This is a genomic window from Bacillus sp. F9_6S_D1_P_5 (assembly GCF_054823925.1).
Genome location: NZ_JBTREW010000009.1, coordinates 173,741 through 196,423 on the forward strand (window position 1 = coordinate 173,741; position 22,683 = coordinate 196,423).

The 22,683-nt window shown below is 35.8% G+C and carries 27 protein-coding genes; 1 reads left to right on the forward strand and 26 read right to left on the reverse strand.

Annotated elements, in window-relative coordinates; all coding sequences use genetic code 11:
- Positions 1–11 precede the first annotated feature (11 nt).
- Entirely contained in the window at positions 12–812 is an 801-nt protein-coding gene (gene dapB, locus ACUXEY_RS13540) for a dihydrodipicolinate reductase (RefSeq protein WP_098345136.1), read from the reverse strand.
- Positions 812–1,153, reverse strand: coding sequence for a nucleotide pyrophosphohydrolase (locus tag ACUXEY_RS13545; protein ID WP_001992677.1), 342 nt, complete (start codon positions 1,151–1,153; stop codon positions 812–814). Before ACUXEY_RS13545 ends, dapB begins: the two co-directional genes overlap by 1 nt.
- A 269-nt stretch (positions 1,154–1,422) precedes the next feature.
- On the opposite strand from ACUXEY_RS13545, the gene ACUXEY_RS13550 reads away from it, so the two are divergent.
- Entirely contained in the window at positions 1,423–2,304 is an 882-nt protein-coding gene (locus tag ACUXEY_RS13550; RefSeq protein WP_461300924.1) for a YitT family protein, read from the forward strand.
- A gap of 28 nt (positions 2,305–2,332) precedes the next feature.
- Here ACUXEY_RS13550 and ACUXEY_RS13555 read toward each other — a convergent pair whose 3' ends face one another.
- From ACUXEY_RS13555 to ACUXEY_RS13670, 24 genes are all read right to left on the reverse strand, one after another.
- On the reverse strand, positions 2,333–2,974 hold the full coding sequence (locus tag ACUXEY_RS13555) for a uracil-DNA glycosylase (RefSeq protein ID WP_098345135.1): 642 nt from the start codon (positions 2,972–2,974) through the stop codon (positions 2,333–2,335).
- A gap of 97 nt (positions 2,975–3,071) precedes the next feature.
- Complete coding sequence (locus tag ACUXEY_RS13560; RefSeq protein ID WP_087958132.1) at positions 3,072–3,755, reverse strand: zinc metallopeptidase; 684 nt, start codon at positions 3,753–3,755, stop codon at positions 3,072–3,074.
- A 101-nt stretch (positions 3,756–3,856) separates the two neighbouring features.
- On the reverse strand, positions 3,857–4,645 hold the full coding sequence (gene ypjB, locus ACUXEY_RS13565) for a sporulation protein YpjB (RefSeq protein ID WP_098345134.1): 789 nt from the start codon (positions 4,643–4,645) through the stop codon (positions 3,857–3,859).
- A gap of 107 nt (positions 4,646–4,752) precedes the next feature.
- Positions 4,753–5,439: a lipoprotein intramolecular transacylase Lit gene (gene lit, locus ACUXEY_RS13570; RefSeq protein ID WP_098345133.1), complete on the reverse strand. Its 687-nt coding sequence runs from the start codon at positions 5,437–5,439 to the stop codon at positions 4,753–4,755.
- A gap of 17 nt (positions 5,440–5,456) precedes the next feature.
- The gene (gene lhaT / locus ACUXEY_RS13575; RefSeq protein WP_461300925.1) at positions 5,457–6,047 is read right to left on the reverse strand and encodes a lipoprotein heptaprenylglyceryl N-acetyltransferase LhaT; all 591 of its coding nucleotides are present in this window, start codon (positions 6,045–6,047) and stop codon (positions 5,457–5,459) included.
- Between the two features lie 123 nt (positions 6,048–6,170).
- On the reverse strand, positions 6,171–6,938 hold the full coding sequence (qcrC, locus tag ACUXEY_RS13580) for a menaquinol-cytochrome c reductase cytochrome b/c subunit (RefSeq protein WP_098345131.1): 768 nt from the start codon (positions 6,936–6,938) through the stop codon (positions 6,171–6,173).
- 43 nt (positions 6,939–6,981) lie between these two features.
- Complete coding sequence (gene qcrB / locus ACUXEY_RS13585; RefSeq protein WP_000932700.1) at positions 6,982–7,656, reverse strand: menaquinol-cytochrome c reductase cytochrome b subunit; 675 nt, start codon at positions 7,654–7,656, stop codon at positions 6,982–6,984.
- Positions 7,657–8,169: a menaquinol-cytochrome c reductase iron-sulfur subunit gene (qcrA, locus tag ACUXEY_RS13590; protein ID WP_048527045.1), complete on the reverse strand. Its 513-nt coding sequence runs from the start codon at positions 8,167–8,169 to the stop codon at positions 7,657–7,659. It lies immediately after the preceding gene.
- Positions 8,170–8,312: 143 nt separating this feature from the next.
- Positions 8,313–8,768, reverse strand: coding sequence for a YpiF family protein (locus ACUXEY_RS13595; RefSeq protein WP_166702170.1), 456 nt, complete (start codon positions 8,766–8,768; stop codon positions 8,313–8,315).
- A gap of 153 nt (positions 8,769–8,921) precedes the next feature.
- Positions 8,922–9,458 (reverse strand): ReoY family proteolytic degradation factor, encoded by a 537-nt coding sequence (locus tag ACUXEY_RS13600; RefSeq protein ID WP_001095922.1) that lies wholly within the window; start codon positions 9,456–9,458, stop codon positions 8,922–8,924.
- Positions 9,459–9,531: 73 nt separating this feature from the next.
- Positions 9,532–10,794 carry a tetratricopeptide repeat protein gene (locus ACUXEY_RS13605; RefSeq protein ID WP_071723338.1) on the reverse strand — a complete coding sequence of 421 codons (1,263 nt, stop codon included), beginning with the start codon at positions 10,792–10,794 and terminating at the stop codon, positions 9,532–9,534.
- A 360-nt stretch (positions 10,795–11,154) separates the two neighbouring features.
- Positions 11,155–12,267, reverse strand: a complete 1,113-nt coding sequence (hisC, locus tag ACUXEY_RS13610; RefSeq protein ID WP_166702169.1) for a histidinol-phosphate transaminase — start codon at positions 12,265–12,267, stop codon at positions 11,155–11,157.
- A gap of 108 nt (positions 12,268–12,375) precedes the next feature.
- Positions 12,376–13,461 (reverse strand): 3-dehydroquinate synthase, encoded by a 1,086-nt coding sequence (gene aroB / locus ACUXEY_RS13615; protein ID WP_429602176.1) that lies wholly within the window; start codon positions 13,459–13,461, stop codon positions 12,376–12,378.
- Positions 13,461–14,633, reverse strand: a complete 1,173-nt coding sequence (gene aroC, locus ACUXEY_RS13620; RefSeq protein WP_429602175.1) for a chorismate synthase — start codon at positions 14,631–14,633, stop codon at positions 13,461–13,463. Before aroC ends, aroB begins: the two co-directional genes overlap by 1 nt.
- 270 nt (positions 14,634–14,903) lie before the next feature.
- Positions 14,904–15,350, reverse strand: a complete 447-nt coding sequence (gene ndk / locus ACUXEY_RS13625; RefSeq protein ID WP_000415885.1) for a nucleoside-diphosphate kinase — start codon at positions 15,348–15,350, stop codon at positions 14,904–14,906.
- A 124-nt stretch (positions 15,351–15,474) separates the two neighbouring features.
- The gene (hepT, locus tag ACUXEY_RS13630) at positions 15,475–16,437 is read right to left on the reverse strand and encodes a heptaprenyl diphosphate synthase component II (RefSeq protein WP_048527036.1); all 963 of its coding nucleotides are present in this window, start codon (positions 16,435–16,437) and stop codon (positions 15,475–15,477) included.
- Between the two features lie 37 nt (positions 16,438–16,474).
- Positions 16,475–17,188 carry a 2-heptaprenyl-1,4-naphthoquinone methyltransferase gene (menG, locus tag ACUXEY_RS13635; RefSeq protein WP_166702165.1) on the reverse strand — a complete coding sequence of 238 codons (714 nt, stop codon included), beginning with the start codon at positions 17,186–17,188 and terminating at the stop codon, positions 16,475–16,477.
- Positions 17,189–17,217: 29 nt separating this feature from the next.
- On the reverse strand, positions 17,218–17,967 hold the full coding sequence (locus ACUXEY_RS13640) for a heptaprenyl diphosphate synthase component 1 (protein ID WP_141539642.1): 750 nt from the start codon (positions 17,965–17,967) through the stop codon (positions 17,218–17,220).
- A 215-nt stretch (positions 17,968–18,182) separates the two neighbouring features.
- Positions 18,183–18,752 carry a GTP cyclohydrolase I FolE gene (gene folE, locus ACUXEY_RS13645; protein ID WP_001151482.1) on the reverse strand — a complete coding sequence of 190 codons (570 nt, stop codon included), beginning with the start codon at positions 18,750–18,752 and terminating at the stop codon, positions 18,183–18,185.
- 120 nt (positions 18,753–18,872) lie between these two features.
- The gene (locus ACUXEY_RS13650) at positions 18,873–19,145 is read right to left on the reverse strand and encodes an HU family DNA-binding protein (protein ID WP_001043860.1); all 273 of its coding nucleotides are present in this window, start codon (positions 19,143–19,145) and stop codon (positions 18,873–18,875) included.
- A 299-nt stretch (positions 19,146–19,444) separates the two neighbouring features.
- Positions 19,445–20,923: a stage IV sporulation protein A gene (gene spoIVA / locus ACUXEY_RS13655; protein WP_000416519.1), complete on the reverse strand. Its 1,479-nt coding sequence runs from the start codon at positions 20,921–20,923 to the stop codon at positions 19,445–19,447.
- 243 nt (positions 20,924–21,166) lie between these two features.
- Positions 21,167–21,880: a hypothetical protein gene (locus ACUXEY_RS13660; RefSeq protein ID WP_098521191.1), complete on the reverse strand. Its 714-nt coding sequence runs from the start codon at positions 21,878–21,880 to the stop codon at positions 21,167–21,169.
- Between the two features lie 64 nt (positions 21,881–21,944).
- The gene (locus ACUXEY_RS13665) at positions 21,945–22,148 is read right to left on the reverse strand and encodes a DUF2768 domain-containing protein (protein WP_001288997.1); all 204 of its coding nucleotides are present in this window, start codon (positions 22,146–22,148) and stop codon (positions 21,945–21,947) included.
- Positions 22,149–22,416: 268 nt separating this feature from the next.
- On the reverse strand, positions 22,417–22,668 hold the full coding sequence (locus ACUXEY_RS13670; protein ID WP_000369753.1) for a stage VI sporulation protein F: 252 nt from the start codon (positions 22,666–22,668) through the stop codon (positions 22,417–22,419).
- Between the last annotated feature and the right edge of the window lie 15 nt (positions 22,669–22,683).

Below are 22,683 nucleotides of genomic sequence, written 5' to 3' on the forward strand. Positions count from 1 at the left end.
TTGTCTCCCCTTTAGTCGATAATGTTTTCTAAACCGTACACAAGATGATCTAGATTCATTACTGTCTCAATTGATAGTTTTACACCAGACATAAATGATGCACGATTGAATGAATCATGGCGAACCGTTAACATTTGTCCATCTCCACCAAACATTACTTCTTGGTGTGCGATAAGTCCTGGTAAACGTACACTATGAATGTGAATGCCGTCTACATTTGCACCACGAGCACCTTCTAGTTGTTCTACTTCATTCGGATGACCTTGCTGCTTTGATTCACGATTTTGACGAATTAATTCTACTGTTTTTACCGCTGTACCAGATGGCGCATCTAACTTTTGATCATGATGCAATTCAATTACTTCAACATCTTGGAAATACTTCGCTGCCATTTGTGAGAATTTCATCATAAGAACTGCACCAATTGCAAAGTTTGGCGCGATAATTGTTCCTACTGCTTTTTCTTTTGCAGTCTCTGTTAATTGTTTTAGTTCTTCTTCTGTAAATCCAGTTGTACCAATAACAGAACGAAGTCCACGCTCAACTGCTAGTGTAACGTGTTGTTTCCCAACTTCTGGCGTTGTTAAATCTAACAACACATCAGCTTCTACTTCTTCTAAACAAGTATGTAAATCTGCGTAAACAGGTGCATTTAGCGCTGGCATGCCTGGTAAATCAGAAATTTTCTCTCCGCCATGCTTATAATCTACTGCTGCTACTAAATTAAAATGTTCCGTTCTTTCCATAAGAAGGACTGCTTCATGTCCCATACGTCCTCTTGGTCCAGCGATAATTACTTTAATTTCTTTCATTATTCTTTCTCTCCCTCATCAATACGTGTCCAGCGATCTTTATCGCGAGTATTAAATTTATTCATTACAATGTTATGTGCTGTTTCTAAATCAATATTTAAACTATTTGCCATACAAATCATAACAAATAATACATCTCCAAGCTCTTCTTCAATACTACGTTCTGTTTCAGTTGTTTTCTTCGGTTTCTCACCATAATAATGATTAACCTCTCTTGCAAGCTCTCCCATTTCTTCCGTTAAACGAGCCATCATTGCAAGTGGACTGAAATAACCTTCTTTAAACTGACCAATATACGCATCTACTTCTTTCTGCATATCCTTCATCGTTTTTGCTTCCATACAATTCACCTCTAATCCTTCCTCTTTCATGTTAGCCAATTCATCGCGATTTGACAAATATTATTCCCCGCCAAACACCTATTTGCGACCCTTTTTTGGATAGACTATAATAAAGTGAAACTTTCTTTTGCGTTTTTTGCAAAAGATTAGTTGAACCAATCGGGTTTTTACAGCCTTCACTATTTTTACTAACAACTAGAAACTACTTATCATTATGTTTTACCGTATCAGCGGAGCAATGCAATTTACATAATTAGGGGGATTTCTATATGACATCAAATTTGAAGATTCGAAATATCATTTTCATTTTAATCGGTTCCGCTATTTTTTCTTTCGGTATTGTGAATATCAATATTGAAAATCACCTTGCAGAAGGTGGATTTACCGGTATTACACTATTATTGTATTTTCTATTTAAGTTTGATCCTTCTTATTCAAACTTAATTTTAAATATCCCTATATTTTTTATTGGTTGGAAGTTACTTGGAAGAACGACATTTATCTATACACTAATTGGCACATTCAGCGTATCTTTATTTCTATGGATTTTTCAACGTTATGACGTTCTTAACTTACATTTAAACTTACAAAATGATATGACACTCGCGGCTTTATTCGCCGGGGCATTTATCGGTATCGGTCTTGGCATAATATTTAAATATGGCGGGACTACTGGCGGTGTAGATATTATCGCGAGACTCGCTCATAAATATGTTGGCTGGAGTATGGGGAAAACGATGTTTATGTTTGATGCTATCGTCATTATCGTCTCTATTCTTACCTATTTATCATACCGCGAAGGCATGTATACGTTAGTTGCTGTTTTTATCGGGGCGAAAGTCATTGATTTTATGCAAGAAGGAGCCTATGCAGCGAAAGGAGCAACTATTATCTCAGATAAAAACAATGAAATTGCTGCCAAAATTTTATCTGATATGGAGCGCGGAGCAACCTTTTTAAAAGCTGTTGGATCGTATACGAAAGTAGAACGGAACGTATTGTATTGTGTTGTCGCTAAAAATGAAATCGTGAAATTAAAAAATATTATTACTTCTGTAGATCCTCATGCCTTCGTTGCTGTAAGTGACGTACATGATGTAGTTGGTGAAGGTTTTACATTAGATGAAAATAAAAATCCGTTACATACATAAACCGAACTAGAAAAGCTCTTTAGCTTTTCTAGTTTTTTATTACATATTTTTTAAGCTCTTCTAAATCCTCATAAATAAGCTCCAATAAACTCCGATTATAAAAAATGGAAGCCGGATGAAAGGTCGGGAAAATATGATATTCTTCCTCTGACCATGTAAACGCTGCACTTTGCATATCCTTTAATTTTTGAATGGGCTGTTTTAATAATTGTCCGTGAACATCAGTTATTTTTTTATTTTTTCCTGTTAAACGTTGAAGGCCTATATTTCCAAGTGTGACGATAAGCTTTGGATTTATTTTCTCCAGTTCATAATCTAATAAAGGCGCATGGGCGAGTATTTCTCCTTGATTTGGCGTTCTATTATACTTTTTCTGTACAATCTCACCATTTCGTTCTTTTTTCTCTCTCCACTTATACGGTCTACTCCGAACAGCGCTCGTAATATATACTTCTTCCCTTGTAACATCAATCCGTTCTAAAAAACCCATTAATTGTTTTCCCGCTCTCCCGCTAAACGGAATTCCATTATGAATTTCTGTTTCACCAGGCGCTTCTCCTAGCAACATAAACTTTGGATTTTCAGGACCTTGTCCACTTAAAAAGCCTTCTAGCTGATAAGGAGCACTACGTTCTTTCACTTGTTTTACTAAATGACTTGGATATTTCATTCCCCCACCGCCTTTCCGCATTACTTCTATTATTTCTATTTGCAATACATTATATAATTCAATCCACAATACAAAAAAGACTATCAAATGATAGTCTTTAGTCGTCGCTACGCTGCATGCCAGTATACATTAATACGAGACGTAATAATTCAAATACCGCTACAGCTGCAGCTGCTACATATGTTAATGCCGCCGCATTTAATACTTTACGAGCTTGCCCATATTCATCTGTTGATACGATACCTAACGCTTCAATTTGTTGCATTGCACGCTTTGATGCATCAAACTCAACTGGTAATGTAACGAGTTGGAACACAACACCTGCTGCCATTAAAATAATTCCTAATAACAATAGTTTTGACATTGTCGCAAATATACCAATCATAATAAATACCCATGATATATTCGATCCAAAATTTGCCACAGGAACTAACGAATGACGAATACGCATAAAGTTATAATCTTGTGCATCTTGAATTGCGTGTCCTACTTCGTGTGCTGCAACTGCTGTACCAGCAACTGAATGACCGTAATAGTTATCTGTTGATAATCGAACTGTTTTGGCAGTTGGATCATAATGGTCTGATAAATGACCTGGTGTTTCTTCTACAGCTACGTTGTATAATCCATTTTCATCTAAAATTTTTCGAGCCACTTCCGCTCCTGTCATACCTGATGTTGAATAAACTTGTGAATACTTGCTATAGGCACTACGTACTTTCGACTGTGCATACAACGGTATGATCATTATGATCGCGAAGTAAATTAAATAAAACATCATGAACCTCCATTGAAGTTTTAATTATAGTACTTCTCATTCTATTTTCTTCTGCCATCATTGTCAATGAATAAACCTTACAATCCTTATCTTTATTTATTACATTATCTATTCTTAGAGTGCACATTACTTTTTCTTTTTTCTCTCTCTCCTTTATACTTTCTCCATCCAACATAAGTTAATGTGAAGAGAATAAGACCTCCAGTAATTGTCATAAACCAAATGAGAGAGGGTGCAATTTCATCTTTTTTTACTGTGTGAAATATTTTTTGTAAATCCCCTTTAATGATTCCTACTTGCATTTGTCCACCTTTTGTTTTTAACATAACGTTACGAAATTCATCTAAATAAGATAAATGGGCGTTTACACGTTGCACTTCATTTTCTGGCAAGGCAATCATTAAGCTTGGATAAATAATATTGAATTCATGTAAAAATGTATTTAATGTTTGTTGAAACTGTCCCGTATCTTCTTTTGACATCGCTTTTTCCATTTGAGAAAAGGCATCCATTATTTTTCCTTCTCTTTCCATCCAAAGCGGTTGATACTTTGATACTTGTGCATCAACAGCAAGCTGCAGGGCTAACACATTATCAATTTTAACTTGTTTACTTGCAGATTCTTCCGCGAGAGATTGTTTCGCCCTGTCATAAGCTAACGAAATAACTCTAACTTGATCTGGCGTCACCTCTTGCTTCTTTTCATTCCCCTTTATGACAAACTGATCCGAGAAATGTTGTAATACTTGTACTGCTTTTTCATCTTCATTACGCTTCACTAATTGTAATGAGTCATCTAACAACCCCGTTAGTTCACTCCACTCTTCAGCATATATACGTAACGGAAACATTATAATTAGAAATGCTATCAATCCAATTAATGTTCTCTTCATCACGGTCCCCCCTATAACTACTAGTACAAAATATGTTAATTGGGACAAGAATAGAACAGAACTGGACCGAAAAATATATTACCGTTTTACAAACAAAAAAATTCTCTTTAAACAGAGAATTTTTCCTTTGAAATCTTTTTCTTTTTTACGAAATATCTATACAAGCTATAAGAAATTATGCTACCGAATAAAATAAATAATAAAATAGCACACGCAGCATGCATAAAGAATTCTTCTGGTAACATTAATATAATCGGATCCGTTTCAATATCGAACATCCAATAATCATTACTAAATAACAGCTTATGAAATAATACAAAACTCTTTTCAAAATTAATAGCGATCGGTAACATAAGCGCGATCGGAAAGATAATTGTTAAAATTGATCCGTGTAGTAAAAACTTTTCATTTTTCTTTTTTAATAAATACATGCCACCTACTATTGCAATCATAATTGTCGCATACATCACATATTGAATTTTCACTAAAATATTTTTAACATCTACAAAATGAATACGGCCATTTGTAGACATATCTAATGTAGGCAACTGTAATGCTCCGTCATAAAACGGAGATAAATATGTGATAAGCACATCATAATTTCTTTTAATATCAGCCTTCGTCATATCCGCTAAGTCTGGAATGTTTAAAAAATCAATTTCAAAATAATATAGCCATTTTCCGTATACAACCGCCGTTGTTGCGAGTGCAAATATAGAAAATGCTATGCTATATGAAACAACTATCGTAATCAATCGATCCAATATTTTTGTACCACTCTTATTCTTCTTCATTTTCTCCCCCTAAATGTTCATAAAGAAAACTGTTTTCGGTTCTCACGTAAGCAATAATAATATGTAACACAAAGCACTGCGATACTTAACCAGAACGTAAAATAACCAATTTCTCCTACAAACAAATGCATAATTCCATACCTCGGCATTTGCCAAAATAAATAATCAATTGCATCATTATGTAATGTCCATATAGCCGCTACCGCAAAGTGCCATTTTTTTATACGGTAAAACGGCGCATATAGCACTGCTTGTACTGCCATCGCAAAATGCGAAAGCATTAACATATATCCGATAAGACCAATAGGACCTTTGACATAGATCATAATTGCATTTACAACAACAGCCCATATACCATATTTTATTAACGTAACAATCGCTAGCGCCTCTATTAATCCCCAATTTCTCTTTATTAAAAAAGCAATTAAAACAAAGACAAAAAAGAGACTCGCCATCGGGCTATCGGGTACAAACGACCAAAATATAGGTGAAGTTTCTTTTAATTGATTTCCATACCATATAAATCCGTATATCGTACCTAATATGTTAACGACTAATAAAAATAATAATACAGGGCGTTGTCTTAACATTGCATACAAGTAAACCAAGCTGTATGTCCAACACCTTTCAAACAAAGTCATTCTTTTCTTAAACTCTACTCTATTATATAGTAAACCTTCTTTCATCAAAATAAAAAGCTGACTACACTTTTCTTTGTAGTCAGCTTTTTATTATTTTTTATTATACTTTGCAACGAATTCCGAAAGCTTCTTCAGTTCCTCATCTGTACCTTTAAATATTCCTTTAGGCATTGAACCTTTTCCGTCTTTCGCAATTTTAGCAATTTCTTCTGGCTTTAAAGTTAAGTTTTGCAGTGCCGGTGCTGCTGCCCCGCCTTGTAAATTGTCACCATGACATGTTAAACAAGTATTTTTTTGCATTAATTTATAGCCATCATCATTTTTATCAACTGGTGCTGTTTTTACAATTGCTCCTTGTTTTTTTGCAGCTTCCCAGTCGTGGTGTGCTACAGATTCCCAAGTTAAAAAGATAATTGATGCAATTGCTAAAAGCATAAATCCAGTTGCTACAGGACGCTTCAATGGACGTCTTTCTGGGCCTCGATCAAGAAATGGAGCTAACAGTAATGCGCCAAACGCAATCCCTGGCATAATAAACGCTCCAATTACGGTAAATGAGCCAGAAGCATAAGAATACTTTAATAACTGATACAAGAATAAGAAATACCAATCTGGAAGTGGTATATATCCGGCATCAGTTGGATCCGCCATTCTCTCAAGCGGTGACGGATGCGCCACTGTTAAACATAAATAACCGATTAAAAAAACTGCACCAACCATCCATTCTTTTAACAAGAAGTTTGGCCAAAATGCTTCTGTTTTCCCTGGGTATTCAGAATAGTCTTTTGGAATATTTGGTTTCCGAGCTACCGGTACCCGAGAATCTCCTACAAACTTCATCCCTTTGCCGCGATGCATAATCTCCCTCCTTTAGTTCTTTCCCCTTTAATTTAGCAATCTCTTATAGCGGACCGGAAATACCTTGTTTGCGAATCATGATGAAGTGGAAGGCCATTAAACCTAGAAGTGCTGCTGGTAAGAAGAAGACGTGAATAGCAAAGAAGCGAGTTAATGTTTGAGCGCCAACAATTTCGGAATGACCAGCGAGTAATGTTTTAATATAAGGACCAATAAGCGGCGTTTGCTCTGCAATTTGAATCCCTACTTTCGTAGCAAATAACGCTTTCATATCCCACGGTAATAAATATCCGGTAAAACCAAGACCTAACATAACAAAGAAAATAAGAACACCAACAATCCAGTTTAGCTCACGAGGCTTTTTATATGCACCCTGGAAGAAAACTCTAAGTGTATGTAAAAACATCATTACAATTACGAGACTAGCACCCCAGTGGTGCATACCACGAACGATTTGTCCGTACGCAACTTCATTTTGTAAATAATAAACCGATTCCCAAGCATTTTTAATATCAGGCACATAATACATCGTTAAAAACATTCCAGACAAAATTTGAATTACAGTAACGAAAAAGGTAAGTCCGCCAAAGCAGTAGACGAATGCAGAAAAGTGATGCGCCGGGTTAACATGCTCAGGTACTTCATGATCGGCGATATCACGCCATATTGGTGTAATATCTAACCTTTCATCTACCCAATCATAAATTTTATTTAACATCTACTTTGCACCCCCTTTTGGCTTCGCTTTTCCTAGATACAGTGTTCCATCTTTCACTTTAGATTCATAAATATCAAGCGGAGCAAGGGGCGGCGTGCCTTTAACGTTCATCCCGTCTTTTGTGTAACGGCCCCCATGACATGGACAAAAGAATTGATTTGGATGTGCTTTGTCCGAATTCCAGTTAACTGTACACCCTAAATGTTTACATACTGGAGAGAACGCAACAATGTCTCCGCTTTCATCTTTATGAACCCAAGCTGATTTTGGCTCTTCGGACTTGTACCAACCATCAACCTGCTTTACCTTAAAGTCGAAACGTTTCGGCTCTGTTGTAATGTCTTTTACTTGTGCAACAGCAACCATATCCGTTCCCGCCTCTTTTCTTAACACCGGATCAAGCGCAAATCGCGTCATCGGCATTAAAATACCCGCTGCCATAAAGCCTCCTACCCCTGTAAGGGTGTAATTTAAAAACTGTCTTCTTGACACACGATGTTCTTTCTCGCTCACGAAAATTTCCCCCCTCTATCAGAAATTGTCCCCTCGTGATAAATTATATAAAAAATAAAAACTAGGACACTATCATGATATAATACGCTCATGCACAGGTCAATATCATACTACTCATAATAATAAGAACTTTCTGTTTATTATTACTTTCCCCATTTTTCTTCTAACATCACCATTATATTTTTTATATGTGCATGAATAACTTCTCTTTTCGCTTGATCACTAAATTGTTCTAACGCTAATGAAGGAAACCAAAATAAATCTCCCTGCAATTCTTGCATATCTTCTTTCCATGAAAAATCACTTGTAACATAAGCAATATGCTTAAAACCTTGCTCTTGTAAATGATTTGTCCATTCTTGCAAACGACCTTTTTCGTTTTTTTGACTTTCTACTAAATACGTAAATGCAGGTAGTAAAAGCACTCTTCCTTTATATTCTCTTTCCAGCTCCATACTTAGCAATTCGATAAATTCGCCTTGTTCTACTACCGTTTTCATTTCTTTTGCTGCTGAAATTGATAAAAGTGGTATAACACCTGTATCTACATACTCTCTTGCTTGCTCAAACTGTTCTACATCTTTTACAATCCATTTCAAATTACTTCCCTCCTCCCTTTGCAAATGACAGAACTTTCACTTTATATATATTAAACCATACTAAAAGAGGTAAAAAAAGAAAAACTACCTATATTAAGGTAGTTTTTCTTAAAAAGTCTGAAATTTGTAAAATTTTACGAATCCAAATGAATTCTACAACATCTTTAACTCCGCTGTTAACTTATGAAACGCTTCCTTATCTTGCTTATCTAGCGCTTCATCAATTTGTTTCAAAAGACGTTCTCTTCTAAAAGAAAATACACTTTCTTCTAAAAATCTTTCTGCAAGTAAACGATCTTTTTCATTTACTTCAATATGCTTTGGTAAATACGGGTTTTCTTCTAATACAGCTACATAATTGGCATTTTGAAACGATGATTTAAAATTGAGTTGAATATAAATATCCTCATCTCGATTTAAACGAATATCATGAAACGATTTTTCAGCATCTGTTGTCATAACATTTTGTTTAAAAAAGTGAAACGGTGTATCTTTTACACAATTCGCGGACATCACTAAGCCACGCGGACAATATTTTGCATGCTCTACGAAGTGGACTTTATGCATCAATTGGTCGTGACTCATTAAATAATTCAAAATCCATACACATTCACGCTGTTTCAGTTGGTAATTATTCAAAAACCATTTTACAAAATCCTTCTTCTCGTTTACAGAAACAGGGGTATTCATAGCAATTAAGTCCCTCCTCTGTCTTTCTCTTTTCTTTTTAGATTCAAGAAGCGGCATTCAGTTTCCTTCCAACTTATGAAAAATCCTCTAAATTATATAACAATTCTTCAATATGAATTTGTGTCGGGTCTAGTTGTATTAACTGAGTAAATACTTCTTTCGCCTCTTTTCGCATACCTTCTTCCAATAAGAAATAACCGTACTCTTCCAAGAAGTCTGGATGATTCTTAAAAGAAGTATATGCACTTTCATAGTGTTTTAATGCATCCGAATACATTTCTAATTGTTTTTTTGCAAACGCAAGATCCCAAAGTAGTTGTGTATCTGGTTCTCCGCTATCAATTGCACGCTCTACAACAGCAATTAGCTCTTCATACTTTTCTTGTTCCTTTAAGATATACGCATATTTTAATGTTGCACCTAAATGTCCTGGATCTAACTCAAGCGCTTTTTGAAGTACTTCCTCTGCTTCCGCTATTTTTCCTAATTTCGCCGCAATGTTCGCTAATTCTACATAAAATGGTACAGAAAGCTCATCTACTTTAATTCCTTCATGAAGTGTTTCATAGCTTTCTTGAAGCATTCCTTCTTTTTCATAGCTTTTCGCTAAATACATGTAAAGAGATGCATACTCAGGATCTAATTCTTTTAGCTCTTGCCAAGCACCAATTGCTCGTTGATATTCTTCACCTTGATATAACGTAAAGGCATATCCAAATAATGAGTGAATATCTTTTTGTTCCTCTAAACCTGCTTCGTAATAAGAAATCGCTTCTTCCCAATTTCCAATCGCACTTAACGTTTCTCCGAGGCGAAGTGCAATGACAACACCACCCATTACTTTATGTTCCGCTAATAGCGACTCATAATGAGTAATTGCCTTTTGTTCTTCCCCTTTACTACTATATAATTCTGCTAATCCAAACGTAATAACAGGCTCGTCAGGCATCATTTCTTTCGCCTTTAATAGTTTTTGTTCTGCTACATCATCGAATCCTTGCATTTGGAATAAATCCGCAACAAGTAATAACGATTGAACATATAAATCATCATTTTCCGGAATATCATGAAGTACTTCAATCGCTTCATCTTCTTTATCTAGATCAATATATAATTCTGCTAAAAATACAGTGAATTCACTTTCTTCCGGATACAATAAACGTAAATCTTCTGTAATAGCTAACGCTTCATCTGTAAATCCAAGTGTATGATAATAGCGAGCGATATCATACTTCTCTTCATCATTCGCAATTTTTAATTGTTCTTTTAATAATTGTAATCCTTTTTCCGCTTCACCATTTTCAATATATGAAACAGCTTGTTCAAACTTTTGCATAAACGTCTCCTTTAATTATAAAGAATATTCTTTTCTGTTCATTTCACCCGCTATTTGCAGGCAGCCCGATTGATGCAGGCTAATAATCAATGAAGGATGAATAGCCCCCACTGATTAAAGTTTCACTTTATCATAAGCAACTAGGTGTAACAACGCTACCTTTAGAAAGAGCATACTTGTACTTTCACTCATAACGATTCGAATATGACACCGATACCGCATTACTACTTTCTATTGTACCGTTTTCTTTCATTACCGTGCAAATAACTTCCCTTATAAATTATTGGCCCGCGCGAACCCTTTACAGTTCTTCTTTATTTAAATAAAAAAGACTCCTATATTAGGAGCCTTTACAAACTCTTAAGAGTATGTTTCTTCTTTCTTTACTTGCTCGTTTACAATCTCTTTCAATAGTTCTATAATTTCATCATTTTCTTCTTTCAAACCGACAGTAATACGAATACCATCCTGTATACCAAATGCAGCACCAGAACGAACAATATAGCCTTTCTTCATTAATCGTTCGAAAGCCTCATTACCAGGAATACCAAGTTTTAAGAAAATGAAATTTGTTTGAGATGGATAATAGAATACGTTATATTCCTTACAAAACGCGTAATATTGATTTAATCCTTCTTCATTCTTTTTCACACATTCTTGTAAAAATGTTTGATCTTCTAATGCAGCAAGTGCTACAGATTGCGCTACAGTCGATGTATTAAATGGTAACCTCGCTACTTCTAGCTGCCCGATTAACTTCTCATTACCAACCGCATATCCAATACGGAAAGCAGCTAAACCATATGCTTTTGAAAACGTGCGTAAAACCATAAGGTTTTCATACTTTTCAAGAAGTGGTACTGTTTGCGGATAGTCTTCTGCTCCCGCATATTCATAGTATGCTTCGTCCATAATAACGAGCGCTGACTTAGGAACTGATTCTAAAAATGAAAGTAAGTTTTGTTTCTCTACATATGTACCTGTTGGATTATTCGGGTTACAAATCCATACAATCTTCGTTTTATCATCTACTTGCTGTAACATCGCATCTAAATCGTGAATGCCATCTTTAAGTGGTACTTCACGAACTTCTGCTCCTTCAATAACAGCATGGTGATGGTATTGCGAGAATGTTGGATTCGCCATTACAACATTTGTTCCTTCGTGTAGTAATGCACGGCTAATCATTTGAATGACTTCATCTAATCCACTACCAAATAACAGTTGTTCGGCCTTAACACCTAACTGCTCTGCTACTTTTGTTCGAAGTTCAAAGGCATACCCATCTGGATAAAGAGCGTATTGACTCGCTAAAGAAGTTAATGCTTCTGTTACACGTGCTGAGCAACCGAATGGATTTTCGTTCGATGCTAATTTCACAATTTTTGATAACCCATATTCCCTTTTTACTTCTTCAATATTTTTTCCAGGTACATATGCTCTCAAAGTTAACAATTGCTCTTTCACTCTCATTTTTCTTCCCCCAGTCATTTTATTCAATTCGATTACGAGACGGTTGTCATCCCTCACTGTAATCGTTTATCTTAACCGCCACTATTACGAGAATACCTCTAACACTTCTTAAGCCATATCCTTTTGAAATGCCTCTAACGCAATATGAACAGTCTCATCTGGAATAGATACGACATTCACTACCCCATATTCCTGCATTAACACCATATGAATTGCTCCAGCATTCGCTTTCTTATCTTGTTTCATCAATTGAACGAGGCGCTCTACATTCAAATCACTTGGCATTTTGGGATAGCCGTACTTTATGAACCACTGCTTCATCTCTTCATAAGAAAGATCAACATTGTACACTTGCTCACTTAAAAACAAAGCAAATAACATTCCAACCGCTACTCCGTCACCGTGAGTAATGTTTCCATATCCTAGTTCTTTTTCAAGAGCATGGCCTAACGTATGTCCAAAGTTCAAATGAGCACGTACACCTTTTTCTGTTTCATCTTGCGATACAATGTTTGCCTTTACAGGAATCGCCTTCGTTAATATATGGATTAATTTCTCATCACGAAGATCTGATAATGTTTGCACTTCTTCTTTCAGCCAATGATACAGCTTTACATCACCAATAAGAGCATGTTTTATCACTTCTGCATAACCTGAACGCCACTCTTTTTCAGGGAGAGACTGTAAAAATGGCGTATGATATACAACTGCTTCTGGTTGATGGAATGCACCTATCATATTTTTACCTAACGGGTGATTAATTGCTACTTTCCCACCTACTGCGCTATCGTGAGCTAATAAAGTCGTTGGAACTTGAACGAAGCGAATTCCACGCATAAACGACGCGGCAACAAAACCAGCTAAATCTCCAATCATCCCGCCTCCAAGTGCGATAATTAAAGAATTTCTATCTAATTTATTTTCAAGAGCTGACGTATGAGCCGCATAGAAATTTTCAAAAGACTTCTCTTTTTCACCACTCGGTACAACGAATGAAAATACGTTTTGCTCTATTTGCAACGCATCTATAACTTTCTGTAAGTGTAAAGACGCAACAGCTTCATCTGAAATGATCATAATGTTTGATACAGATGGCTGCATGTTTTGAACGATTGTTGTCAAATGTGACAACGATTCTTTTCCTACATGTACATCATATTCTTTTGATTTTGTTTGAATATGTATGTTTCCCATTAAAATCCCCTCGCATATTCATTATGTTTCTCAATATTTTCACGAATAAGGTCGATACGATCTAATCCGAATTGTTCTATTAAAGCTGTTGCTAATTCCCAAGCTACAACCGCTTCTGCAACGACACTAGCCGCTGGAACAGCACAACTATCTGAACGTTCAATGCTTGCTGTAAAAGGCTCTTTCGTATCAATATCGATACTTTGAAGAGGTTTATATAGTGTGGGTATCGGTTTCATCACACCGCGCACAACAATCGGCATTCCAGTCGTCATTCCGCCTTCTAAACCACCTGCGTTATTTGTTCTTCGTGTATATCCATTCTCTTCATTCCAAAGAATCTCATCATGAACCTCGCTACCTGGTCTATGTGCTGCCTCAAAACCAATTCCAATCTCGACACCTTTAAAAGCATTAATGCTCATAATTGCAGCCGCTAATTTTGCATCTAGTTTTCGATCATAATGTACATAGCTACCGACCCCAATTGGCATTCCTTCCACAATTACTTCAACGATGCCACCGATGGAATCACCATTTGATTTCGCATCATCAATTGCTTTTATCATTTGATTACCAGCTTCTTCATCTAAACAACGTACGGGTGATGCTTCTGTAATGCTTTTTAATTCTTCAATTGAACGATACGTAGTCTCCTTAGCCTCAACGCCGCCAATTTCAATTACATGGCCCGCTACTGTAATACCAAGTTCCGCTAACACTTTTTTAGCAACCGCACCAGCAGCAACACGCACTGTCGTTTCGCGAGCTGAAGAACGTTCCAGTACATTTCTCATATCTCTATGACCATATTTAATCGCACCATTTAAATCAGCATGTCCAGGTCTTGGTTTTGTTACTTTCCTTTTCATTTCTTTTTCTTCTTGTTCCGTTAACGGCTCTGCACCCATAATTTTTGTCCAATGTGCAAAATCACGGTTTTCAACAACAAGTGCAATTGGAGAACCTAATGTCTCTCCATGTCTAACACCACTTACAATTTGCACTTGATCTGTTTCAATTTGCATGCGTCTACCACGCCCATATCCCTTTTGCCTTCTAGCTAACTCTTCATTTATATCAGCCGCAACTATTGGTAGACCTGCTGGTACACCTTCTATAATCGTTGTAAGTTGTGGACCATGAGATTCACCAGCTGTAATATATCGCATACGTTATTCCTCTTTTCGTATATGTATTTATCTCGCTATATTAAGCAAAAATTTTATCTTTCATTACTCTAAAAATATGAAAGAGTTATTAATACATCAGCCATTCGCTTATTCTCCGATAGGCCTTTACTTTACATATCAATATATCATAACAGCTCTAACTTCGTAACTAATAGAAATAAAAAAAGTGCAAGAAGAATACCCCTATTCTCCTTGCACTTTCTACTATTATCACAGTAATTAAAGCGTTTACAAATTATTTCAAAATAATTAGTAAATCCATTCATTCATTAATTTTGAGTAGTCAACTAATTCTTCTTCTTTAAAGAAAATAGCAATCTCGCGCTCTGCACTTTCTAACGAATCAGAACCATGGATAATGTTTTTCGCAACAGTTACACCGAAATCTCCACGAATTGTTCCAGGAGCTGCTTCATGTGGTCTTGTTTTACCCATCATGTTACGAGCTGTATCTACTACACCTTCACCTTGCCATACCATTGCGAATACAGGGCCAGATGTAATAAAGTCTACTAATTCACCAAAGAAAGGTTTCTCTGTGTGCTCAGCATAGTGTTGTCCAGCAATTTCCGGAGTGACTTGCATTAATTTTGCACCAACTAATTGAAAGCCCTTCTTCTCAAAACGAGCTACAATTTCCCCAATGAAGGCACGTTGTACACCGTCTGGTTTAACCATTAGAAATGTTTTTTCCATAAAAAATCTCTCCACTTCTGAATTATGTATGTAATTGTATATCCCCACACACATATTAACACCCTTATCACAATTGTGCAATAGTTTTGAAATAGAGAGATTATTTTATTTTTTAGAAAAAACACTAAAATTTTCGTTTTCCAATATACTTTGCTACATTTTGTAATGCATACTTCGCTTGTCCACGTGGGAGTGGTTTTATAATTTCTAATGCTTTATGTAAATAACGTTCACTGAACGCAAATGCTTTATCAATAGCAGCACTATTCTTTACAGCCTCAATAATCTCTTTCATTTCATCCGCTGTTGTATTTTCATGTACAGATTTGATTTTCTTACAAAGAACCGGATCTTCCATAGCATATAGGGCAGGAAGCGTAATATTCCCTTGTAGTAAATCTCCGCCAGCAGGCTTTCCAAGTTTCTCCTCTGTGGAAACGAAATCTAAAATATCATCAATTATTTGATACGACATCCCTACGAAATATCCATACCAAAACAGACGATTTACCGTATCACGATTAGCGCCAGCAGCAATTGCTCCTAATTGGCAACTCGCAGCAATTAATAATGCTGTTTTTCGCTTTATTCTTCTTAAATATGTTCTTAAATTTTGATCATAGTTATACTTATCTTTAATTTGTTCAATTTCACCTTTACACACTTCTAAAATAGTATGCGATAGCGCCTGATGCGCCTCAGGAATTTCGATATTTGTAATACATTCAAGAGACTTAGCGAATAGATAGTCCCCTGTATACATTGCAATGCGATCTCCCCATTTCGCATTCACAGTTGCACTACCACGTCGTAAAAAAGCAGCATCAATAACATCATCATGAACAAGAGAAGCCATATGAATAAGTTCTAACGCAACAGCTACATGCTTAATTGCATCTAACTTATAATCTCCAAATTTCCCCGCAAGCAACACAAATACAGGACGAATTCGCTTCCCACCAGCTTCAATAAGTTGTAATGCCGCTTCTTCTACTAATGGCTGTTCAGAAGCAACTGTCTTTTTTAATTCTTTTTCTATCACATTAATATCCGATCGTAAAAAAGAGTACATAAGTTGTAACTTCATATTGTTCACCTTAACCTAAAACTTCTTTTTTCTTTTTCTATTTTGCTTCTGGTTTCATACCTAAGTGCATCGCTGCTACCCCAAAAGTAAACGGCTTCACTTGTACACGTTCAAGTCCAGCTTTTTCGAACATATTAGCCAATTCTTTCATACCAGGGAATGTACTAGCAGATTCTTGTAACCATGAATATTCTTTATAACTTTTCGCAAATAACTTTCCAAATAACGGCATGATGTATTTAAAGTATAAAACATACCCTTGTCGAAAACCAATCATTGTTGGCTGGGATGTTTCTAAACAAATTACTTTTCCACCTGGTTTTACTACACGCGTCATTTCTTTTAATACGTGCATATAATCCGGTACGTTACGTAAACCAAATCCAATCGTTACATAATCAAATGTGTTATCTTCAAATGGAAGTTCCATTGCATTCCCGTGTAGAAGTTCAACTTGTTTTAATTGTAACGCCTCTACCTTTTGCTTACCGACAGATAACATATTTTCACTGAAGTCTAAACCAACAACCTTGCCCTGTTCACCTACCGCTCCAGCTAGTGCAATTGTCCAGTCCGCTGTCCCGCAGCATACATCAAGTGCTTTACTACCTGGTTTTACATCCATAATGCGCATCGTCTCTTTACGCCACGCTTTATGTCTTTGAAAACTAATTACAGAATTCATTACATCGTATTTATCAGAGATTTTCTCAAATACATCATGTACTCTTTCTTCTTTTGATTGTTGCATGCTCGTACCTTCTTCCAATGTAAAATTGCTTATGTCTTCGATTTATCTCTTAACACAGAGTTTATTTCGCTTATATCTGTGTGATTTTCTAAAAATTGATTTTCTTTCTTTCTCAGTTCCATCATCCATCCATTCATAACTGTTTCTGCATCTGCTTTATCGTTCAAAATCTCTTGAACAGCTTGAAAAACAGGTGAATGTTGTTTATCAGCGTATCGTTCACATTCTTTTTGAAGACGATTTTTTCCTAGTACATACGTTATAAACGGCTTCCAATGCGATAAATGAAAATGATTACATGTTTTTTGTAAGAGTGCAGACTCAATCGTTACTACACTTTCCATTATGTTATCCATCGTTTTATGCGCTTTTTGATATAACATTATTTTGTGTTCATTAATTTCTTTAATTCCTTCAGCAAGCGCACGAATTAAAACAATATCACGATTCATAGACAATAAGTAATAATATAACCCGCTATAGTAATCACCAGCAAGCACTGTTAACTGGCGACGTTTATGCGATTCATTTGCTTCTTCCCCTGCCTTATTTGATACTCTTTCATGTGTATCAAGCGCAATTTGAACAAGCATAATCGTTACTACATAATGCTCAATTTGTTCTATATGTAATTTTGCACTTTTTAAAGCACCATATAACAATGCTATTTTCTCTTCATCAATATATGGTTCTTCAATATAGTTTATAAAATAAGGATGGCGTAATTTCTCCATCAATTTCTCTCTTATACCCGCATACCCTCCGTAGATGTCACACACAAAAATCACCCTTGTTTTCTAATTCATAAAACTTATTATAACACATACATTCTATTTTCTATAACCAAAACTTGGCTACTCTTTCTAAACTTCCACCGAATGAAATAACATCTTCCATTCTTGTAAGGAGTCTTTCTATTCTCACTCTGTCTTCCTAAAACTATATCATTTATTTACAAAAAAAAAAAAAAAGAAAAGCAGTTTCCCACTTTTCTTTACTTCGTTTTAATAAAAGATAAAATTTCACTACGTGCCGCAGCATCATTTTCTAGCACACCACGTACTGCTGTTGTTACTGTTTTCGCACCTGGCTTTTTCACGCCACGCATCGTCATGCACATATGTTCCGCTTCTACTACTACCATTACACCATGCGGCTCTAGTACTTCCATAATAGAGTTCGCTACTGTTGATGTAATACGTTCTTGTAGTTGTGGACGACGTGCAATTGTGTCTACAGTGCGAGCTAATTTACTTAACCCTGTCACTTTTCCGCCTTGCGGAATATATGCAACGTGAGCAACTCCATAGAATGGAACTAAATGATGCTCACACATCGAATAAAACGGTATATCTTTTACTAATACAAGCTCCTCGTGATCTTCTCCGAACACTTTATGTAAATGTTCTTTCGGATCTTCATGCATACCTGAGAACACTTCTGCGTACATTTTCGCAACACGCTTTGGTGTATCAAGTACTCCCTCACGATTTGGGTCATCTCCGATTGCCTCTAAAATAAGGCGTACTGCATGTTCAATTTGTTCTAAATTAACTTTTGCCATCCGCTAGCCCTCCCGAAAACCTAAAAGTGATACGAACACATTCTAGCATATTTATGTTTTTAAAAGCAAAAAGAAGAGTTTCCAAAAAGGAAACTCTTCTTCCCTGTTAATATGTAAGGATTATTTAACCGCATCTTTTAACGCTTTACCAGGTTTGAATGCAGGTACTTTACTTGCAGCGATTTCAATCTCCTCACCTGTTTGTGGGTTACGACCTTTACGAGCCGCACGCTCACGAACTTCGAAGTTACCGAATCCGATCAGTTGTACTTTATCACCTTGTTTTAAAGCTTCTAAGATAGAATCAAAAACAGCGTCTACTGCTTTTGTTGCGTCCTTTTTAGAAAGGGAACTTGCTTCTGCAACAGCATTGATTAAATCTGTCTTGTTCATGCCATTCACCTCCTCCCAAAGATAAGACTGTATAATGATCATAAAATGAGTCTTACTTTCATTTGTAGGCAATTTTTGCAAATTCTATACTACAAAGATGTAGATAAATCATTATCAACGCCTATATTATACGATTCTCCTTTATAATTCAATATTTTTAAGGAAATTGTTACTCTTAAAATGTGAAAATCTGATGAAACTTGACAATTTACAACAATATATTAGATAATGACTGTTTATTTTTCTATTTTATATGCAAAAATTAAAAAAATCCCTCTACGATGAGAGGGATTTTTTTCTTATAATATAATCGCAATTAATCCGCCAGATCCTTCATTAATAATTCTTTCTAGCGTTTCTTTTAATTTATATCTCGCATTTTCTGGCATTAAAGATAGTTTCGCTTGAATGCCTTCTCGAACAATAGAGCTTAGCGAACGTCCAAATATGTCAGAATTCCAAATTGATAATGGATCATCTTCAAAATCCTGCATTAAATAACGAACTAATTCTTCACTTTGCTTTTCAGTACCAATGATTGGTTCAAACGTAGACTCCACATCTACTTTAATCATATGAATAGATGGAGCTACAGCTTTTAATTTCACACCAAACCTTGAACCGTGCCGGATGATTTCTGGCTCATCTAAGCTCATATCAGCTAACGCAGGCGCCGCTACACCATATCCTGTTTGCTTTACCATACGCAGGGCATCCGCCACTTGATCGTATTCTATTTTCGCATGGGATAAATCGAGCATAAGCTTCAATAAATGATCTTTCCCTCGAATTTCTACCCCTACTACTTCTTTTAAAATTTGATCATATAATTCATCTGGTGCATATAAATCAATTTCTGCTACGCCTTGCCCCATATCAATGCCAGCTAGGCTCGCTCGATCAATAAATTCATACTGACTAAACTGCCACACGACACGGTCCACATCACGAAGACGTTTTATATCCTTAACAGTCTCTTGAACAGCTTCTTGATAACTTTGGCGTAACCAATGCCCTTCATTTAACACCATTACCCAGCTCGGAAGGTTCACATTCACTTCTAAAACAGGGAACTCAAATAACGCCTCTCGAAGCACATTGTACACATCTGTTTCTCTTAAACTTTCGACACTCATCGCAATGACTGGGATATCATATTCTTCAGATAAACTTTGACGCAATTGCTCTGTATCTGGATGATATGGCTGTACAGTGTTGATGATCATAATGAAAGGTTTTCCGACTTCTTTTAACTCATTTACGACGCGTTCTTCTGCCTCTATATAATCTCTTCTTGGAATTTCACCAATCGTTCCATCTGTTGTAATTACAACACCAATTGTTGAATGTTCTTGAATTACTTTACGTGTTCCAATTTCTGCAGCTTCATGGAATGGAATAGGTTCTTCATACCAAGGAGTATTAATCATGCGTGGGCCATTCTCATCTTCATAGCCTTTTGCTCCTGGAACCGTATATCCAACGCAATCTACTAATCGAATATTCACTTCAAGACCTTCATCTACTTCGATAGAAACCGCTTGGTTTGGAACAAACTTCGGTTCCGTCGTCATAATTGTACGTCCAGCAGCACTTTGAGGCAGTTCATCCTGCGCCCTTTGACGGTCAGATTCATTCTCAATATTAGGAATAACTACAAGTTCCATAAATTTTTTAATGAATGTTGATTTCCCTGTTCGAACAGCTCCTACAACTCCAAAATAAATATCACCGCCTGTGCGTTCCGCAATATCTTTAAAAATATCTACCTTTTCCAAGTGATTCCCTCCCTCAATATTTTTGGGAATAATTCCACGTTTATAGTCAACTAATACCTTCTCTAACGTTGCCTATAATATCTGATATAATATAATGGTATTCTAGAAGTTCGGACAATATATCATATAATTTTGTCCAATTTCATATGACTATTAAAAAAATACCTTTTGTTTGCATCGCAAGTTGTGTAACATAAAAAACCTTTCTTCTAGAACTTATTCACTAAAAGAAAGGTTCATGACTTATGATTTTAAAAAAATTGGTTCTCCATCCTTTACCGTATACGGCAAAGAATACGCAGGTACAAATGGAGAATCTTTCGAAAGTATATTCCTAATATCTTCTCCCTCCTTAAATTGCCCTTCATTTTTTTTCAACGCTTCATATAAATCGATTCTATAATCAACAAAAATCTCTCCTTTTTCATTGATTACAAACGGAAGCCCTTTACCAGAATACGGACTTGTCACTTGCGGTACATCTTTATATCCTAGTTTTTTGAAATCTAATTCATACACTCCATCTGAAATTACCTTTTTAAAAGGTGGATATTGATGTTCATCTCGATACATCCGAAGCTTTAAAGATAATTCCTGAATTTGTTCAGCCATCCTAACATCAATTAACTTTACTGTCGGGTTTGTTTCAACGTCTATTAATACGTATTGATATACTCCTCCGCTTTCATACGCGTTCCCTGGCGCTTCTTGTATGTAACGCGGAGCAATCTTTTGAAAATCGATTGGATACTTTTGATAAATAGGCGTATTCATATCCCGCGTCTTAATTGGCAATATCCCACTATTTTGCTCCTTAAATGTCGCAACAGCTTTTTGAACGACCTGTAACTGATCTTCATAAGGGACAGCATTTTGTTTCATATTTTCTTTCGGATACAGACATCCTGTTAAAAGGCTGATACAACAAAATATTAAAATAATATGGATTTTTTTCACTAGTAATCACCTTTTCATACTAATATAACTTGCTCCGTATGTAGTATTTTCGAGACCATCCCCTTTACTGCTGTACAGGCCCACTAAATACAACAAGAAATATAACAATTCCTGATACAACCATAAGGGTGTAGGCTACCAAAGCTGTAATCCCTTTCAAAATTTTATTCTTTATTTTATATCTGCTTAGCAAAATAAAACTTACTGCAAAAAACATAAATCCAATTGCCCCTAATGCAAACCACATTTTTATAAGCCCTTCCGACATATACACACCCCTTTTTATTAATCTATTTTTATACTATTTTAACAAATTAAAATCTTTAAACAAATACAAAAAGAACATTTTACTACAAATTGCGAATGTGTAACTGTAATCAATACGTTTTTCAGTATTTTCCACTAGTCTCCATAAACATAAAAACCGAAGCGAGTGTATCCTCTCGCTTCGGTTGACCAAATATGCCCAAAACAGCTCTATTCCCATACTTTCATGGCTATCATATGCAATCTACAAACTCTTTGTTTCTCATATTTTATTTTTTAAACATTTTGCTTAACGAGCCAAAATCTGCTGGCATATTATTGTTAATAATCGCTTTTACAATTTGATCCTCTTGTTCTTTTGGCACTTCACGTCCTGCCATAAGAGCGACTTGATGAATCAATTGGCGAAGCACAGTCTCATCACGTAAATTCGCATTTTGTACAGATGATGCTAATTTAAAAATATCTTCTTTATTCACTTTCGCTTCTTTTTCAATGTTATTAAAAATGTTATTATCCATTCTTTTCACCCTCTC